14 protein-coding genes and 3 pseudogenes are annotated in these 17,894 nt (G+C 58.7%); 7 read left to right on the top strand and 10 right to left on the bottom strand.

The annotated features are described in order from the left end of the window. Window positions 1–171 precede the first annotated feature (171 nt). Window positions 172–360 carry a hypothetical protein gene (locus N2604_RS31845; RefSeq protein ID WP_260371950.1) on the top strand — a complete coding sequence of 63 codons (189 nt, stop codon included), beginning with the start codon at window positions 172–174 and terminating at the stop codon, window positions 358–360. Between the two features lie 93 nt (window positions 361–453). On the opposite strand, the gene N2604_RS31840 is transcribed toward N2604_RS31845, so the two are convergent. From N2604_RS31840 to N2604_RS31830, 3 genes are all read right to left on the bottom strand, one after another. Continuing rightward, window positions 454–1,396 (bottom strand): IS630 family transposase gene (locus N2604_RS31840; protein ID WP_260370534.1). Its coding sequence is split into 2 segments (ribosomal slippage): window positions 454–1,059 and window positions 1,061–1,396, totalling 942 coding nucleotides; the frame shifts between segments, so codons are not numbered across the junction. 109 nt (window positions 1,397–1,505) lie between these two features. Then, window positions 1,506–3,062: an OpgC domain-containing protein gene (locus N2604_RS31835; RefSeq protein ID WP_260371949.1), complete on the bottom strand. Its 1,557-nt coding sequence runs from the start codon at window positions 3,060–3,062 to the stop codon at window positions 1,506–1,508. A gap of 72 nt (window positions 3,063–3,134) precedes the next feature. Then, complete coding sequence (locus N2604_RS31830) at window positions 3,135–3,647, bottom strand: hypothetical protein (protein WP_260371948.1); 513 nt, start codon at window positions 3,645–3,647, stop codon at window positions 3,135–3,137. Window positions 3,648–4,523: 876 nt separating this feature from the next. On the opposite strand from N2604_RS31830, the pseudogene N2604_RS31825 reads away from it, so the two are divergent. After that, a pseudogene (locus tag N2604_RS31825) lies at window positions 4,524–4,931 on the top strand (helix-turn-helix domain-containing protein); the annotation flags it as partial. A gap of 129 nt (window positions 4,932–5,060) precedes the next feature. Here N2604_RS31825 and N2604_RS31820 read toward each other — a convergent pair. Both N2604_RS31820 and N2604_RS31815 read right to left on the bottom strand, forming a co-directional pair. Further along, a complete protein-coding gene (locus N2604_RS31820; RefSeq protein ID WP_260371947.1) occupies window positions 5,061–5,432 on the bottom strand; it encodes a signal transduction histidine kinase in 372 nt (123 codons plus the stop codon). A gap of 1,633 nt (window positions 5,433–7,065) precedes the next feature. After that, window positions 7,066–8,265 carry an IS256 family transposase gene (locus N2604_RS31815; protein ID WP_260370469.1) on the bottom strand — a complete coding sequence of 400 codons (1,200 nt, stop codon included), beginning with the start codon at window positions 8,263–8,265 and terminating at the stop codon, window positions 7,066–7,068. A gap of 863 nt (window positions 8,266–9,128) precedes the next feature. Between N2604_RS31815 and N2604_RS31810 the strand changes: the two genes are divergently transcribed. After that, a complete protein-coding gene (locus N2604_RS31810) occupies window positions 9,129–10,328 on the top strand; it encodes an IS256 family transposase (protein ID WP_260370469.1) in 1,200 nt (399 codons plus the stop codon). A 545-nt stretch (window positions 10,329–10,873) separates the two neighbouring features. After that, window positions 10,874–11,071, top strand: a complete 198-nt coding sequence (locus tag N2604_RS31805) for a hypothetical protein (protein ID WP_260371946.1) — start codon at window positions 10,874–10,876, stop codon at window positions 11,069–11,071. Between the two features lie 618 nt (window positions 11,072–11,689). Here N2604_RS31805 and N2604_RS31800 read toward each other — a convergent pair. Next, window positions 11,690–11,824, bottom strand: coding sequence for a hypothetical protein (locus tag N2604_RS31800; RefSeq protein ID WP_016841200.1), 135 nt, complete (start codon window positions 11,822–11,824; stop codon window positions 11,690–11,692). A gap of 721 nt (window positions 11,825–12,545) precedes the next feature. Here N2604_RS31800 and N2604_RS31795 point away from each other — a divergent pair. Continuing rightward, window positions 12,546–12,671 carry a DUF3606 domain-containing protein gene (locus N2604_RS31795; protein ID WP_260371945.1) on the top strand — a complete coding sequence of 42 codons (126 nt, stop codon included), beginning with the start codon at window positions 12,546–12,548 and terminating at the stop codon, window positions 12,669–12,671. Window positions 12,672–13,762: 1,091 nt separating this feature from the next. Here the strand turns inward: N2604_RS31795 and N2604_RS31785 are convergent. The 4 genes and pseudogenes from N2604_RS31785 to N2604_RS31770 all read right to left on the bottom strand — a co-directional run bounded on the left by N2604_RS31785 (window position 13,763) and on the right by N2604_RS31770 (window position 15,328). After that, a complete protein-coding gene (locus N2604_RS31785; protein WP_260371944.1) occupies window positions 13,763–13,963 on the bottom strand; it encodes a hypothetical protein in 201 nt (66 codons plus the stop codon). Window positions 13,964–14,156: 193 nt separating this feature from the next. Beyond that, window positions 14,157–14,449, bottom strand: a pseudogene (locus N2604_RS31780) (hypothetical protein). Then, window positions 14,442–14,710 (bottom strand): annotated as a pseudogene (locus N2604_RS31775) (hypothetical protein). Before N2604_RS31775 ends, N2604_RS31780 begins: the two co-directional pseudogenes overlap by 8 nt. Before the next feature lie 372 nt (window positions 14,711–15,082). Beyond that, window positions 15,083–15,328 (bottom strand): DUF6894 family protein, encoded by a 246-nt coding sequence (locus N2604_RS31770; protein WP_260371943.1) that lies wholly within the window; start codon window positions 15,326–15,328, stop codon window positions 15,083–15,085. Between the two features lie 183 nt (window positions 15,329–15,511). Here N2604_RS31770 and N2604_RS31765 point away from each other — a divergent pair, with 183 nt between their 5' ends. Both N2604_RS31765 and N2604_RS31760 read left to right on the top strand, forming a co-directional pair. After that, window positions 15,512–15,706 (top strand): hypothetical protein, encoded by a 195-nt coding sequence (locus tag N2604_RS31765; protein ID WP_260371942.1) that lies wholly within the window; start codon window positions 15,512–15,514, stop codon window positions 15,704–15,706. A 912-nt stretch (window positions 15,707–16,618) separates the two neighbouring features. Next, complete coding sequence (locus tag N2604_RS31760; RefSeq protein WP_260371941.1) at window positions 16,619–17,428, top strand: IS3 family transposase; 810 nt, start codon at window positions 16,619–16,621, stop codon at window positions 17,426–17,428. Window positions 17,429–17,894: the final 466 nt, after the last annotated feature.

The following is a 17,894-nucleotide window of genomic DNA, read 5'->3' as shown; positions in this document are numbered from 1 at the left end:
ACTGCCCACGTTCGGGGGATCGTCGTGGCCAAATGCTTTTAGAGTAGCTGATTGCCTGCGTCCGGCACTGAGTTGAATTGCCAATCCCAAGGTCAAGTCTCCTAACTTGAATTGGCCAGGAGTCAAATTAGCTCTAGACCAGGATTGTCGTCCCACTTGGAGGACCAAGGTGTGGGTAAAGATAAATCAATGTCGTTTTGGACGCCTGAAAAACTGGACGAAAAAGCTAAAGCAGACGCTGAGAACGACAACTACAATCCACCACATTCATGGTGGCCCGGCCGATACAGCATTGGTACCGAAGCCCGCGACAGGTACGATCTGGCTTTCAACCTTCATCACACCGACAAGGACGAGTAGCTAGGGCCAATGATTGGCGCGTAGGGCACGCCTAAAGTACATCGCCGAGCAAGGTAGTTGACCCGGGAAAGTATGCTAGAGAGCATGATGTTTTTATACGGAAACGTAGCCTGAGTTTTTGAAGTAGTTGGTGCACTCCGTCTCGGAGAAGAGATCGAGGAGTTCACCAGCCTTTCTCCAGGTTGCCTCCACGTCACGGGGCTCGGCAGCTCGCATGAGATGTTTGAGTTTGGCGAAGACCTGCTCGATCGGATTGAGGTCAGGGCTATATGGCGGCAAGAAGATGCGGTGGGCGCCTCTGGCGCGGATGGCTTGGCGAGCCGCTTTGCCCTTATGGCTGCCAAGATTGTCGAGAACGACGATCTCGCCCGGTGCGAGGGTGGGTGCCAACACCTTCTCGACGTACAGCGTGAAGAGCTCACCATTGATGGGACCATCGATCACCCAAGGCGCGCTGATCCGATCGTGACGCAGCGCCGCGATGAAGGTCATGGTCTTCCAATGGCCGAAAGGTGCAGATGCTTGGAGGCGCTGTCCACAAGGCCCCCAGCCGCGTAGCGGCGCCATATTGGTCTTGATCCACGTCTCGTCGATAAAAACCAACCGTGCGACGTCGATCCTGCCTTGATGTGCTTTCCAGCGGGTCCGCTTACGGACGACGTCTGGGCGATCCTGCTCGGCCGGTAGAAGCGTTTTTTTTGAAGCTGAGCCCCTCGGCGTGAACAAAAGTCCACACCGCCCGCACGTCTGTCTTGATCCCCCGTGCAGCCAGCTCCTGCGTCAGCTTGCGCAAGGTGAATGGCCCCGAGCGAATGCGTTTGCGCAGCCAGTCGGCGTTGGCATCCGACAGAACCCGCTTCTTGTGGCCGCCGATCTGGCCGGGCGCCAGGCCTCCGGTATCCCGCCTCAGATTCTTCCACTTCGTCACGCAGGAGGGGCTGATCTGGAGCGCCTCGGCAATCGAACGAACCGTTTCCCCTGCGTCAGCTCGCGCCAAAGCCCGTTCCCGGATGTCTTCCGAATAGGGTCGCGTCATCCATGCTGGCCTCCGCCCTCCAGCATGGATGTTGAATCAGAAATCGCTCCCAGTGGGAATCCCGATTCCAGTCAAAAACAACATGCTCTAGTTTGCTTGCCGGCGCCTACTACTCACGTGAATCTAACTTTCGCAACGCAAAATCTGCTGGGCCTTGTGGTTGCCGCCCGGGTCTGATCCTGATCAGGCCGAGAAGCGTCGCGGCCGCGATCATTACCAAGATGCCAACGATACTGAGCGTGATCTGCATGGCAAGGCTGTGCGAGATATCGATCAGTACTATCTGGGCGGCAAGCGCCAGCACGACGCCGAGGCAATAAATTGCCAGGGAGTTCTCGCCACAGCGAATCGCCCCACGCATCGCCGGAGCCGTAAGCCAACGCCAATCGCGAGGCACGGCCCACGCCACCAGAATCGCAAGAGCAACAAAATGCAGCAGCCGCAAGGGCGCGAGATTCGATTTGTCCAGCAGATGGACCAGCTCCGCCAGCATTTGCGGGGCCAGAGATCTAATGTTCAAACTCAACGCGATCGTCAGGCTAAAACCCAAATAGAGAATGGCAATTGCGAGCGCCGTGCGTGAGGTAACCCACGGCCAGAACGTCTTGCCAGCGATGACACACCAGACACCAAGAACAACCAGCAACTGCCAAGCCAGCGGATTGAAGAACCAGACGTTATTCGGCCATGCTGGGACAGACCAGCCGAAGACGTGCACCAGAGCATAAAGCAACAGCGAGGCTCCAAGCATCACGTTCGGCGTTCGCAGCATCAGCCACAGCAGCGGCGCAAATAGCAGATGATAAATCACGAAGAGTGGCAAGACGTCGGAGTTGACCGGGTGATATTGCAGGATCGCTGCATACGCGAGAGCCACGCCCGGATGTTCCAGCAGAATGCGCGTGTTGCTTTCGTCGGCAATCCGTCCGCCGCCGGCGAGGTGAACCATGATGGCGCAAGCGAGAGTGAGCAGCAGAAATGCTGCATAGATGTCCCAGCTTCGCCACAGTGTACGGCTGACCACACTCGCCCAACCATCGCATCGACTTGCCTTGCCGTAAGCCAACGCGCAGGTCACACCCGAGAGGAACATGAACACTTCCGCGGTATCGCTAAAACCGTAATTCCGCAGCGTCAGCCAGCTTCCGATGTTGTTGGGGACATGGTCAAGAAAGATGCACCATAGCGCGATGCCACGGCAAACATCGATGCGCAGATCGCGGCCAGACCCTTTCAGCTCCGGCAGCGCGCTCACCAATGATCGCGCAGGAGTTACAAGCAACTCGGATCCAAGTTGCAGCTGCCGACCGCGCAACGTCTTGCTTTCGATCTCCGCCAGCGTCCGCTGGAAGTTTGGCGAGGGCATGTCGCGATGTTTGTCGATGTCAACAGGCACATCACTCGCGGGAGGCCAACGCATCGTGTCACGAGCCGTGGACAGATCGGTCGAACTGATCGGCATCATCTCGACGACAGGCCTACGTAGCGGGGCAGGCACCATGATCCTGGTGGCGACGCACCGAAAGGACGGCACTGACGAGCCCTCCATCAGCTCCTCGTCGGTAATGACTTCATACGAGCCCGCCGGTAACAGGCGCTCGATGCTTGCGATCCGGAATGGATTCCTGAAAGCCACCGTTTCAGCTCGCGATCGAACCGCTGTCATGGTCATTCTCGCACATTGGCTACGGGCCGCTCAAAAGGAGACCAGCGGCGTCAGCTCAATTGCAATCGGAAGTTACCCGCCATCAGCTTCGACCATGTAGTTGCGAGCGATGGTGCCGGCGGCAATTTGGACCGAAGAACCAATCGCCCAACAGCATGCGATCACAACGATCAAACCGTGAGATACGACCTGATCAACGACAATCATGCTGACAGACAGAAACGCTGCAATCGCGGCAATGAATGTGCCTGCTGCACTGAAGATCTCAGCCGCATCGGTCTGGCTTCGCACCTCCGGGAGCCCCTGAGCACGATGGCGAGGCAGGTCGATGCCGATATAGAAGCTAAGAGCTCCGTAGAGCATCATCAGCAAGATGAACCAGCTACTTCCAAACAGCTCGTGTTCGATGCGCATCAACGCTGCGGCCACGTACATGCCGCACGAGCCTCCAATCGTGGCGAGTCCAATCCTTTCAAGGAAATGCGCCGATTTGATGAGGGGAGACGGAGCTACCCATATGGTCGCCGCGCCATAAGTGTACTTTGCCACAGACAGAGCGCTGGGAACTACATTGCTCATCTTCATGTCGTTCTTCCTTCAGCAGATCGCCTGACGCGCGTGGGGTGGTTCGCCCTCCACGTGTTTGGAACAGCAATTTTGGAAAGAGGTTGCCTACCGAGGGCAATGTGCTGCCATTTAAGATGGAGGCGAGGACTTCGGCACGTCGCCCGTTTTCGGCAGCTGTCGAGCAAGCAATCCGCTTGACCGCTAAAAAGAAGCTACTCCGTTTCGGGTCTAGCGCCTAATTAATAATGACTGGCAGTCGAGATGGTGTGAAAATTCTGCGGTGTTATGCCTACCGACAAACTCTCTGTGTTGCCGCAACCCACAAGCGATGGCATCGCAGCGCGAGCTCGTTCGCGGTGCGCAGAAGCACAGTCAATCTTGGGTCTCGCTGCATTATCCCCGTGAGCGACATTCCCGCTTCTTGGCCTGCGGTGCCCAAACTACGAGACACAATGCAACGTCGCCTAGCGTCGAAACGATCGGCGGCGGCGCTGGGTCTCGCCCCGAGAAGGCACTAACAGAATCCCGCTTAGATATTAGTGTGCGCCCGCGCAAAGGCTCACTCGCGAAGAGGCCGCTGCGGCGGCCTAATTGGTTCAGCCGGGCTTTCAAAGATAACGCCATCGACTGGTGGAAGCGACTGTGCGGCTTCTATCTCGGCCGCCCCTGTTTAAGTAGGACCGGCGGCTCGTTAAGCGAAAAGCCCGGCCACGAGGGCCGGGCTGATCGGAGATATGCATTTCAAGTCAGGCAATGCACGGAATAAATAGGGGGCAAACGTCGCCGTCTGTTCAAAAGGGAACACCGGACCCGACTATCGGCACCGCCCGCGCTCAACTGCGAAAGGCAGAGAATCTCACAAAGGCCCTGCATTTCCAGGAGCATCGCGAGGCTACGGCAATGCAAGACTGCGTTATCACGAGAATATCGAAGACGGCGATGATTGCAGCGCAAGACAGGCCGAAGTTCTCTCAATTGTTCATGGCGTATTTGCTCGCGCGCAATAGCCGGATCGAAGAAGACCTGATCGACCAACTCTTCAATTCGAGTGAGAAGCGCTTGGCGCGCCTGTTGCTTCTGCTGGCAAATTTCGGCAAGGAATCCAGCTCGCAGCCCGTTGGCGTCAATATCAGCCAGGAAACGCTGGCGGAAATGATCGGTGCGACCCGATCGCGGGTTGGCTTCTTTATGAATAAGTTCCGCAAGCTCGGCTTCATCAGCTACAATGGAAAGGTCGAGGTCCATAGCTCGCTTCTGAGCGCGGTTCTGCGCGACAAATCCGAGATAGACCAGAAGGACTGACCGCGCGGCCAAACCGAGCGCGTGGCCGGGCGAACTGGACCCGCCGTCCGTTTGTCCTTGTTGGTCCCAGCGAATGACAGACCAGGCTATTTCGTGCAGTAGTTTCGCTGCATTCTCGTGGAGCAGATCTCAAGTCAACCTATGGAAGGCCGGCGGCAAAACCTCTCGCACGAGCTCACTCAGATCCAACGCCTCGCCGCTTTCCGTAATGTCCGAGAATAGAACCTCGATAAAAGGATGCTGCCGGTTGAACGCAGCTCCTCGCTGGTATTTCGCGCTCACAATCCGTTGGATCGCCGCAAGATTCAGCTTGCCAAGCGCATTGTATTGATCGCGGAACAGACTTTGCTGCCCGCCATGGTGCTCGACGGATTCGGCCCAGACGTCCATCACTTTGCGGCCTACGAACGCCTCGACGCGTTCAGTTCCATCCTGAGCAAAAAGCCGTAGCCCATCCATGCTATGGGCGCCGTCATCGACGCTAAATTGTGTAAGTGACATCACGATTCCTCCTGTTTTTCCGCGTTTACTCGCATCGGCGGTTCGTCGCGGACTGAGCCTCCCTCGTTCTCCCATCGCGACAGAGCGACAGCGCCCGATCTCGCATCGCTGGGCGGATCCTTTGTTAAAGGCCGCTCGTTGCGACCAACTTGATTGTTGCGCCTGTGCTCCGTCAATAAGACGAAACCGGCCCGCCAGGTCTTGAATTTACGGCCTTCCTCAGCGTTGCTCGAACCCTTGACGAGTTCGCCTGACGCGGTTGCTCTTGCGCGATGCTGCTGAGATTTGAACATATGCAGAGCCCTTTCGTTGGAAGTCTCCGCGCACTCCGGCCAATCTCGATGGGGTTACCAGTGTAGACTTGGACATGGGGATGAAAGGGCTGAATAGCGAGCCCCAGGCATAAATAAGATTGCCAAAGGAGTGCGCAGATAGGCTTTGCCGTGCGTCCAGCCGGCCAACTGGCAAAAGAGCCGCTGGAGCGGATTGCAATCCGAAACAATTCAATACCATCTTCGATGGCTCCGTCGTTGCGAGCGATCGCGTCGGCAGCAATTTGCGAAGAAGCAAGCGCCCGACAGCGTCCGACCAGAACGAGAAGTGCCGCAGGCACGGCCTGATCAATGGTGCTGACGGACGGAAACACGGCAATCGCGGCTCGGCGCTGGTTCGCACGCCGAGCGTCTGTTCTGTCGATCCATGGGATTCGCTGTGGGATGGTGAGACAAGCTGTCCGTCTCGGCTTCGGACGCCGAGGAGGCGGCCGCTCTTCTGCTCGTTGAGCGAGAGAGCAAGAGACGACGGGACGGTGCTCGCCTGCCCGATCGAACTGGAGCTGGTATCTCATGAACGACTCGACAAGCTCAAGAATAGGATAGCAATTCGAGCAAAAGGGGCGCAACGTCCATGCAAGCTTGATTGACGTCGGCGGTATGCGGGCGGTAATCGAAGCAGTGTCGTCCGCAGTGCTGACCGGCACCTGCGCGCCGTCGCCCTGCAGCTCTTCCTCGAGATGGTAACGATCAGTTCGATCGATCCATCTGATGCTCAGGAAGCGACGCCATGGCGTGCAGAGAATGATGCGCGTGTCGACCATGAGGGGGATGCGGCCGGGCCGAGCGCTTAGACGCGGCGGATGACAGTGGAGATCGAAAGCGCGGCGTTCTGCTGGCGTTTGCCAGCCACATCGCCCTGTTCGGCATCGCCGATGAGCTTACCATGCAGAGCGCGCTTAGCCTCGCTGGCGTTCTGTTACGATCGCAGCCGCATCGCTGTTGAGCTCGATCGAGATCAAGCTGACGCGGCGACCATAACTGCATGAAGACCACGACGTCTGAGTGGCCTGTGGTAGGTGATACTTCATACGGAAGGATCGATCAAAGTCGACCCAGCGAGGTGAGACAATGGGAAAATTCAAGATAAGGGTCGCGCGCATCGAGATGATTTCGCCGAACGAACGAGGCGAGGACATCCGTTTGACGTTTCAATTCGAGGGCCATCAGACCGGTTTTGCCTTGCCAATCTTCCTGAATTCCTGCGAATTCGACGACACCGAAATCGTCAAGGGATCGTGTCCCTGAGCGTGGTGTAACTGGCGGTGGGACACCGCGTTCGCCGGCAAGAGCCGGACTGGTCAGCTGGCGATAGCCGGGAGGCTGACGGTTGGATCATCGCTCAACGGCGCGATGGTTTCCAGGGTCATGTAACGGGCGCGCTGGACGGCCCATTCATCATTCTGTTCGAGCAGGATCGCGCCGATGAGGCGGACGATAGCGTCCTCATTGGGGAAGATGCCGACGACCTCGGTCCGGCGCTTGATCTCGCCGTTGAGGCGCTCGATCGGGTTGGTCGAGTGCAGCTTGGTGCGGTGCTGCGGCGGGAACGTCATGTAGGCCAGCACATCGGTCTCGGCCTCGTCGAGGAAGCCGGCGAGCTTGGGTAGCTTGGGGCGGAGCTGATCGGCGACCTTCCGCCATTGCGCTCGTGCGGCCTCGGCATCGTCCTGGGCAAACGCAGTGGCGATGAAGGCGGAGACGACACGCCGTCCACTTTTGCCGGCATGGGCCAGCGCGTTGCGCATGAAGTGCACGCGGCAACGCTGCCAACTGGCGTTGAGCACCTTGGCGACGGTCGCCTTGATGCCCTCGTGGGCGTCGGAGACGACCAGCTTGACGCCGCGCAGGCCGCGGCGGGCGAGCTTGCGCAGGAACGCCGTCCAGAATGTCTCGGCCTCCGAGGGACCAATGTCCATGCCGAGAACTTCGCGCCGGCCATCGCTGTTGACGCCGACCGCGACGATCACCGCGACCGACACGATGCGCCCCTGCTGGCGCACCTTCACGTAGGTGGCGTCGATCCACAGATAGGGCCAATCGCCCTCGATCGGGCGAGCGAGGAACGCCTTCACCTTGTCATCGATCTCCGCGCACAGCCGCGAGACCTGGCTCTTGGAGATGCCGCTCATGCCCATCGCCTGCACCAGATCGTCGACGGAGCGGGTCGAGACGCCCTGCACATAAGCTTCCTGCACCACGGCGGTGAGCGCCTTCTCGGCCATCCGGCGCGGCTCCAGAAAGCCGGGGAAGTAGGAGCCTTTGCGCAGCTTGGGAATGCGCAGCTCGACCGTGCCGGCGCGGGTCTCCCAGGTCCGGTCGCGGTAGCCGTTGCGCTGCGCCAGACGCTCGGGGTTCTTCTCGCCGTAGGCGGCCCCGGTCTGGCCTTCCACTTCCAGCTCCATCAGGCGCTGGGCAGCAAAGCCGATCATCTCGCGCAGCAGATCCGCATCAGGGGTCTTCTCCACGAGCGTGCGGAGGTTCATCATCTCATCGGTCATCGGTGGTTCCTCGAATCAGGTTGGTGTCAGCAACCCGACCCTACCGGCGAACTGCCGGTGACCACCGCAAAGCCGCCCGCCCGCTACGGCGCCATGGGAGGGCGCGCGTGCGGACGGCTTTGCTCTACCGAGCTACACCATCACCGGGGACACGACCTCGTCAAGGTCGCTCGAAGCAAGTTATATGACGTCTTCTGGCAGCTTTGCGGTCAGTGCGAGGAATGGCAGTTGTCGGATGACGAACGTCGCGAGCTCGCAAAGACCAACGTGCGGCCTGCCCGACAATGTCGATTGGTCCACGAATCAAAGAGCTAGCCGCCGGTTTGCCCACTCCATCTGTTTGGGATGTCGGTAATTTTAGCATGGCCGCCACTGCTCTCCTGCTCACCATCATTCCGACAAAGGGAGAGTCTGCGGCGTCAGGATTTTCGGGATTGATCCTCCCTGCGAAGGCTGCTTCCTTGTTTGGAAACGACCGCCAAGCTGTTGGAATTGCTAGGGGGCGTTTTTGGCCATTTTTTCCAAACGCGCCTTAAAATCGTTAGATAATCAAACTGATTTTGATTCCGCCATTCGAAGGTCGCTCGGTCCAATTCGTAGGGCTGAAAATCAAGACCTTGCGGGTAGCTAGGTCTTCATTTGGAAGCCAGCCATTTGGAAATGCGCCGCCCGGCCGAGAAACGAGATCCAGCCCCGGCTCGCATTAGGTCGTGTCCCCGGTGATGGTGTAGCTCGGTAGAGCAAAGCCGTCCGCACGCGCGCCCTCCCATGGCGCCGTAGCGGGCGGGCGGCTTTGCGGTGGTCACCGGCAGTTCGCCGGTAGGGTCGGGTTGCTGACACCAACCTGATTCGAGGAACCACCGATGACCGATGAGATGATGAACCTCCGCACGCTCGTGGAGAAGACCCCTGATGCGGATCTGCTGCGCGAGATGATCGGCTTTGCTGCCCAGCGCCTGATGGAGCTGGAAGTGGAAGGCCAGACCGGGGCCGCCTACGGCGAGAAGAACCCCGAGCGTCTGGCGCAGCGCAACGGCTACCGCGACCGGACCTGGGAGACCCGCGCCGGCACGGTCGAGCTGCGCATTCCCAAGCTGCGCAAAGGCTCCTACTTCCCCGGCTTTCTGGAGCCGCGCCGGATGGCCGAGAAGGCGCTCACCGCCGTGGTGCAGGAAGCTTATGTGCAGGGCGTCTCGACCCGCTCCGTCGACGATCTGGTGCAGGCGATGGGCATGAGCGGCATCTCCAAGAGCCAGGTCTCGCGGCTGTGCGCGGAGATCGATGACAAGGTGAAGGCGTTCCTCGCTCGCCCGATCGAGGGCGATTGGCCCTATCTGTGGATCGACGCCACCTACGTGAAGGTGCGCCAGCAGGGGCGCATCGTGTCGGTCGCGGTGATCGTCGCGGTCGGCGTCAACAGCGATGGCCGGCGCGAAGTTCTCGGCATGGACATTGGTCCCTCGGAGGCCGAGACATTCTGGACGGCGTTCCTGCGCAAGCTCGCCCGCCGCGGCCTGCGCGGCGTCAAGCTGGTCGTCTCCGACGCCCACGAGGGCATCAAGGCGACCGTCGCCAAGGTGCTCAACGCCAGTTGGCAGCGTTGCCGCGTGCACTTCATGCGCAACGCGCTGGCCCATGCCGGCAAAAGTGGACGGCGTGTCGTCTCCGCCTTCATCGCCACTGCGTTTGCCCAGGACGATGCCGAGGCCGCACGAGCGCAATGGCGGAAGGTCGCCGATCAGCTCCGCCCCAAGCTACCCAAGCTCGCCGGCTTCCTCGACGAGGCCGAGACCGATGTGCTGGCCTACATGACGTTCCCGCCGCAGCACCGCACCAAGCTGCACTCGACCAACCCGATCGAGCGCCTCAACGGCGAGATCAAGCGCCGGACCGAGGTCGTCGGCATCTTCCCCAATGAGGACGCTATCGTCCGCCTCATCGGCGCGATCCTGCTCGAACAGAATGATGAATGGGCCGTCCAGCGCGCCCGTTACATGACCCTGGAAACCATCGCGCCGTTGAGCGATGATCCAACCGTCAGCCTCCCGGCTATCGCCAGCTGACCAGTCCGGCTCTTGCCGGCGAACGCGGTGTCCCACCGCCAGTTACACCACGCTCAGGGACACGATCTCGCATTAGGTGATCTCATTTCGTCGTCAGCTCTCGTTCTCGTCGAGGAATGCCGCAATGAAATCGCAACGAATTGGGCGAAACGATCGTGAACAGAACGCGATCGGTAGGGCTGCTGTATCAAGAAAATCAATGACTTAGAAGATGCTCACTGCGTTCGGGACGCAGGGAGCGCCCTCGGTCAGATCGCTACCTGAACGGAATGTCGGTATCGGTGGTTGCGCCTCCCGCAACCAAGTTGGCAAATTACCTCAGCAGTCTGAACGACTTGCTGGGGTTACTTTTTGTCCGAAATCGAGCCCAATAACATCAATGGCTTAGCCCACAGGTTCAAATCACCCCGCAACCACACTCAACGCTTCGTCACGGCCGCAAACATTAGTGTTCCGGCTGCGCTGAGCTTGGCCGTCCGAATCCAGAAAACATAACGCGTGCCGGCCCGAGCACGATTTTCTTGGCGGTCTTTAGGACTTCATTCATGAGGAAAGAGAACGAAGAAATTCCGATCACTGACACTTATGTCATTTCAATCCGCGCAGATCAGGCCCTCAAGACGCTCGCTCGCCTGATCGGTCGTCAGATGGCACGCGAGCAGTTCGAAGCAAACAAGCCAAACCGTACAGGCGTCGCTATCTCGCCGAAAAGGACGAATTGCAACTCGCAGGCAGCACTATAGGTGCATTCGCCCTGCTTTCATCGATCTTGTACGCCAAACTACCGATTTCGAGTTCTCAATTGCGGCGAACGCCGACAATTGCGAGCGCTTCCACCGCTGTAGGCCTCCGCTTTCGGGTTGTCCGCAGCGGCTAAGACGGCATCGCTGAGGTGGCCGGATACTTTCGATTGCTCGGCCGTCACCCTTGTCGCAAAACTATGCAGCCCGGAGGGCGCCGCCTCATCGTAGTTGAAGCCGGCTTCATCCCTGATCCGGATGAATCGCTTTCTTGTCTGCGCAGTACTTTGCAATAAGAAAGCGGATTCCCTCTTGCGCGATCTGGTCGGCTATGCAGCTTGAGAGCTTTTGGTAATGCTCAATTCTCCTATCGAGTTCGATGCACTTCTCGCACATGGTGAGTCTCCAGCTAGGAGGCGGGAGCGCCTGTTAGTACCGCCGTCGATTGGCATCAAGGAGAAGCTCAGCGCCGTCAGCGATCGCTTCAACGCTTAACGGCCTTGTACCGTTTGTGATGTCAAAAATGACTTTCCAGGACTGATAGAGGGAATTGGCGAGCTACTTCCAACGTCATCTCGCTCGGGATCTTGGAAGCCATCGAAATAAAGCTTCGACCTCCTCTTACTTCTTCTTTGCAGGACCGAAGTCCGGCTGCCAGGCGGCCTCTTTGCGGCTCGGCGCCGCTGCGATCACCTTTGCCTTTTCCTTCTTCGGTTTCTTGGCTTCGCGATTGCCGCGTTGCTGTCCCTTGGCCATGATGTCTATCTCCAATTGGGGTCTGAGTTCTTCCAGCCCATTCGGCTGCAATATGCGTCGCGAGCGACGTAACGATGTGGACGCCCATGTTGCCCTCGCGCCGAGTTCGCGCAAGGCGCATCATGACGGTCTTTCCGCGCCGCGCAGAAATGGCGTCTGCGTGATAAGTTCTCCTTGTGACCGAGCAGGCCAAGAGCGTCGTGCTAACAGTTGAGGATGGCCGCCGCACATACGAGAAGCAGAAGAAACAGTGGCACGATCACCGGCGGGACGATCCACTCCGCGGCGCGAAAACGCGACATCGAACGCTCCTGCTAATTCGTTGGCGGGAGCGCACGTGACCCTCAGTCACCGGTCGTTGCCGTTGATAATACGGTGATGCCAGCCACCCTACGCTTTCGGTTAGCCAATAGCGAGCACTAAACGTCGTGTGCCGGTCGCGATAAGTCGGTGCGCAGCGACGATGACGATTTGGAACAAGCGCTGCGCCATTTAGTCCTGATCGCGCAGTACGCCATTCATCCGTTTTGTCTTACCCGCCGTGAAAGCCTTGTATTCGGGTGGCTCGGTCGCCACCTCTAGCGAGAGCGCAGCCGAGTGGGCCACTCGCGGAGCGATTTCCAGTTTTCCAACGCAGGTTACGAAAATTTCCGCAGCCCGGATGGGGACGTCACATGAATAAGCTGACCAGGGGGGTCAACCTGACCGCAGCAAGATCAACATGAACGAGGATCATGAGGTCAAATATTGGGTCCGCGAACTCGCCATAACGCGCGCTCGCCTACAGCAGGTAATAGACAAGGTCGGCAATTCTGCCGCTGCGGTCCGCAAGGAATTGATAAGGTGAGATCGAACCGGGGCATTCTTGCAGGGCTGCTCCTCCTTGTTGATGTTGCGCTCACGATAAGCCTGTCAGGACTGCTTGTCGGTCTTCTCAAGCTGGTTTGGTGACAAACTCGGACGCTTCAATGCGTCTGTTCTTTATAAGTCAAGTTCTCGCTCAGCCGAACGGTCAGAGCATCTCTGCAATTTGCGTCCACATCAGTAATGGCAGATGGAGCGTCCGCGTGAGTTGGCATATGCCAACAGCTGTTGCGCCGGGACCTTTTTGTTTCACCGTGGTTCTACGGAATCTGCTTTGGAGCTGGAGGGGTATAGGGTCCGATACCGGGCTATTTCATCAAGATCATTTTTGATTATCCGGCGGGGTCGCTGAAACGCGGTCCCTATTTCATTTGCATGCTGTCGCAGGAGGTGAAACGAGACGAAGCGGTAACGGCGCAGCTGGCGTCCTTTCTCGCTTTCGGTTCTCAGCCTAGTCACAATTGCCTAGCTTGGATCCGCTGCTCCGCCACGAGCCATTGATGGACGATCTCCTATTTGTCCGCCGCGCCTGACCGAAAACCGAGTAATGTTGGCTCGCGTCTGGCTTTGATCTCGAGAAAAAAGATCGCCGCGCGTCGCGTGCTCAGGCGTTTCCATCCAGCGGCTGCGTCTTGATCCAGTGGTCCCACTCGCGAACGATCGCCTGCCTCGCTTCGCGATGATGCGACGTCACCTAGCGGGCCTTATTGTCGGTTTGATGGGACGCTCGGATTCTCGCGCCAATCGCTCGGCTTTGAGACGCTCGCGGTTGGCTTGGAACGCTTTGTCGGCCTTGCCATCCTCGCTCGGCGCGGCCTCCACTTTTCGGAACATCTTGTTGGCTTCTCGTGCTGCGGCGGTTGAGCCCTGACGGCCGAAGGCGCGGTCTCTGATCATCCCTGGCACGTGATCCCTCCTAACTTATGAGATGGGCCCCGGTAGACACGACTTCGGCTTTGGCTTCGGTGTGTTCGTCCGTCGCTGGCGGCGGCCTTAGATTCACGATTTCTCGCCGCCTTCGTCAAACGTCCTGTGTCATTCGGGTCCTACGACGACGCCTCAATACGGAAGTTGCTAGAACAAACTGTCCGTCGACTTGTCGAGCCTTTTTAAGGAGCCGCCGGTTTCGCTGAGGTGACCCACCAGTTCACCGGAGAGCCGATAAATCCTGCTGCCCTTCAGATCGTAAAGCTTCCGGCCCTTAAGGTCGAAAATAGCGGAATCGATCACCACGACGACGTGTACGCCAGCACTGTTGACTATGTCGCCCTTCAAGCATGATCTCCCTTGTATTTCACTACCTCGGTTGTGAGCGACTTGCGGAGGTCGAGATCGCGCAGGGGATGACCTTCGCGCCGTCGCGCATCGAGAACTGGACGACCATGCGGTCGTACTCGAAACTGGTGAAACAAGCTTGTTCAAGGGCCATGCGACTAATCCGTTGCCGTTGGCCGAAGCCGGCACAGCTTCAGCCCTGCCCATCGAGCCGGGCAAAATCCGCCAGAACGCCGCGATGAGATCGCGATGCCTTATGTCGTCAGGCGACAGGCTCGCAGCGTAGATATTCAGCACGAAGCGTGCCTTGGCGGCCGCTCCCCGGCCATGAGGCCGCGACCGACATTAGTCCGCTTTCCAGCGCGCTTTGCCGTTCGCGTAGTCCCACGCACGGCTCTCGACATCCGTCATTGCGCGGCGAATTTCCGTCGCTTTCTGCGCCGCCATCCCGCGATGCTTGTCAAGATCGAGTGGCTCGTCAGTCATCCGGCGTGCTCGCGTCGATCCGTTGTGCATCCGCCAGTCGATGGAGCCGATGGAAAACATTTCCATCCTGGAACCATGCGAGGAGTCTGCCGGCACGATGATCATGGTCGCAACGCGGCGATAAGACGCGAAGGAAAGTCCCTCGATCATCTCCTCGTCTGTGATGACCTGGTAGCTTCCAGCAGGCAGGGGATGCTCGATGCCCCTGATCTGGAATGAATGCTTGAAGGTGACCACTTCCCGTCGCGAGCGAGTTGTCATGTACGCCCGCCTTTTGCCGATGCTCGGGCGCTGGTGTCGGCTTAGCCCTTCAAGCCACCATGCGCTCTTTCGACAGCATTAGCTACCGCTTTCTCGTGGTCCGATGTCGCGGCCGGAACGCCTCAAAGCGCTCGCTATTCCACTGGCGGACGCTTGATGACACCCGATAACGGCCCATTCGTCGGCATCCGTCGGTCTCCGAGCGTTAAGTGCGCTCCCGCTGAAGACGAGGTGTCTCCATTTTCACGGCGTTTTGGTCGATGCCGCCGGTGGTCGCCCCGCTGTTTCTCTTGCTTTTGATTACTGTGATGGCTCTATTGCCGGCGCATCGGGCGTTGGCGATCTTTCGCGCCGAGCGAGGCGGTTATGGCCTCACTGAAAACGTCTGATCTCGAAGGTGAACGTCGCCCGTAAGACCGGTCCTTCTTCGTCACGCACGTTGATTGCAAGACGGCGTGCAGGAGCATCGATCGTGCAGCGGCGAATTTCATCCCTGGCCAAGTGTGCCAGCGCCAAGGTTGCTTCGTGCCGCATTACCTCCAGCGAAACGAGATCTATCCCCTGTTCGTCGGGGATCATCTCGTCACCTTCGCGCTGATCGAAAAAGTACCTACGCATGCAATTGCTCCCGGATAAGGCGGGAGCGCTGTAGCGTCTCTCACCGGAAATGCCCAGATCGGATCGGTGATGATGCCAAGCTACCCGACTTCCAAGCATTCCTCAATCTTGGACGATGGATCAGTTCGGATTGTGGTGAGGTTCGGGCTGGTATGTTGACCGGCCACGGCGCATACTCGACGAATGAAAAACCGCATCGGCTGGACGACTTGCCCCTCCATTGGAGGGAAATACGTAGTGGCCGAACTCCTCGAGGGTGGTGTAGTCGGCAATGGACTCATCACCTTCGCCACCAAGGCGCAGGCCCAGGAATTCATTGATTCTGGCCAGGCCGATCAGCTGGGGGCGCGTGGTTACGTCCCAAAAAGCCGCGAATGACCACGTGCGAGACCCTGCGCGACAAATGGACTGTAGATCTTGAGTGTCCACGTTGTGGGAGGCTGGATGTGGCGCGGCTCTCACAGGCGGATGGCTACGCCTATGTGAGGGGGAACACCGCTACACGCGCCGATCATGTGCCGGTCGGGTTTGCCTGCATTGATCCGCAGACCAGCAGCTTCCAATGCTCGAAATGTCAGGTGCCAATACCGTGACGTTGCTCCCGCGAATGGGTGACAAGCCGGCCATGACTATTCTTCGCGAATTGTCCATTGCGGAGGAGGGTTTCGTCGGGATGGCCGTCTCGCTGACCGGCGGTGACGGGGCATGCCACATCGTACTTCGCAAAGCGGGGCCAAACATCGAGAACCTTATCCGATAAGCGCCGCAATTCCTCTCCGGCAATTCGTCCCAGAATTTTGCGACGTTCGACTAACGCTTGCGCTGTTTCAAGGCACACCGTCAACAGAGGCGCCCTTCAATTTGTAAGCCGTCGGAAACTGACGTTTCGTTCCTCGTCCTGCCACAGGTCATCCTCGAAATGCCTGTCACTGTAATTATCGTGTCTCACTTCAGGGGTGCAGTCCACAAGCCTTCATGACTGGATCAAAGCCTGGAACGCCGATGGGCCGGACGGTTTGAACCGGAAGCCCGGACCGAAACCTGGCCCCCGCAAGCTCAAGCCGCTAGCGACCTACGACGACAAGCGCTCCGCGCTAGCGCTTGCCAATGCCCGCATAGCCGAACTCGAGCGGCTGGTGGGCCGCCAGCAGATGGACCTCGATTTTTTTCGGCAAGCCTTGCGCGCATTGGAGCGGCCGGCAACGCAAGGCAGACCCGCGTCCGCATCATCGAAGTCATCGAAGCCATGACGTCGAGGACAATCGATGCTCATGCTGATGTGCAGCGCCTGTGTCACCTCGCGGGCCTGCCGCGCGCGACGTATTATCGCCACCAAGCCAAACGCAGCCGCCGGCCGAGTGCGAGCTGCGCGACGTAATCCAGCGCGTTTGCCTCAAGCACGTCTTCTACGGCTATCGACGGGTGACAGCCACCCTCAGACGCCAAGGCATGGTCGTAAACGCCAAGAAAGTTCAGCGCCTTATGCGCGAAGATAACCTGCTGGCGCGGCGCAAGACGCCGTTCCTGAAGCCGCCCACGGAACGGCCATCGGGCTTTCTCGTCGTCCCGAATCTGATCCGCGGCCTGGTGCCGTCCGCACCCGACCAGATCTGGGTCGCGGACATCACCTATGTGCATCTGGCCAAAACCTTCGCCTATCTCGCCGTCATTCTCGACGCGTTCTCGCGCAAGGCTGTTGGCTGGGCCTTCGAAGACACGCTCGATGCTTCGCTTGCCATCGCCGCGCTGGAAAAAGCTATCGCGGCTCGGGGACCGGCACCGGGCAGCCTGATCCATCACTCCGACCGCGGCGTGCAATACGCGTCCATCGCCTATCGCCAGCGACTTGCCGATCGCGACATCACCATCAGCATGAGCAGGCCGGGCAATCCCTTCGACAACGCCAAGGCTGAAAGCTTCATGAAAACGCTCAAGGCTGAACAGATCAACGGCAAAGCTTTTGCCGACTTGGTCGACGCCCGCCGCCACATCAACAGCTTCATCGCGGAGGTTTACAACAAAGAGCGCCTGCACTCGGCGCTCGGATACCAGTCGCCCCTTGAGTTCGAAACCGCGTTCGCGCAAAACAACGCGCGGTAACGCATCATGACAACCCACTGTCACTGTAATTATCGTGTCTCACTTCAGGGGTGCAGTCCACTTGTGTCACCGGGATCGAAACGGAGCTCGCAAACGCAGCGACAAAGAGTTGACGAGGGTACCAGCAAGCCGGGCGGCCTATCCTCCAAAATTGGAAAAGCCCACGATCATTGAAGCGGCGCGGGTCGGCCCGCATACCAAGGCCCGTTTGCAGCAGAAGAAGCTCGCACAGCTGCCAAGCTGAAGACTATCTGCCGCGGTTGCTGAAATATCTCGGAACGACGCTACTCGTTCTCCGTAGCACTGGCACCCTCAAAATGGGCCGACTTCAGTGGCCGTTGCATCACGCTCGTCAACGGGAACGATTTGGTGGGCGTTCCTCCAATTCCCGAAGCCGTTCGATTTGCTCTCTGAGACTCTCCGGTTGTTCCGGCTCAAGCTTCAGCGACGCGCGCAGTTGCTGCCC

It is taken from the genome of Bradyrhizobium sp. CB1015 (assembly GCF_025200925.1).
GTDB lineage: Bacteria > Pseudomonadota > Alphaproteobacteria > Rhizobiales > Xanthobacteraceae > Bradyrhizobium.
The sequence above is the reverse complement of the archived record's forward strand: the minus strand, read 5'-3'. Positions and strand labels throughout refer to the sequence as shown.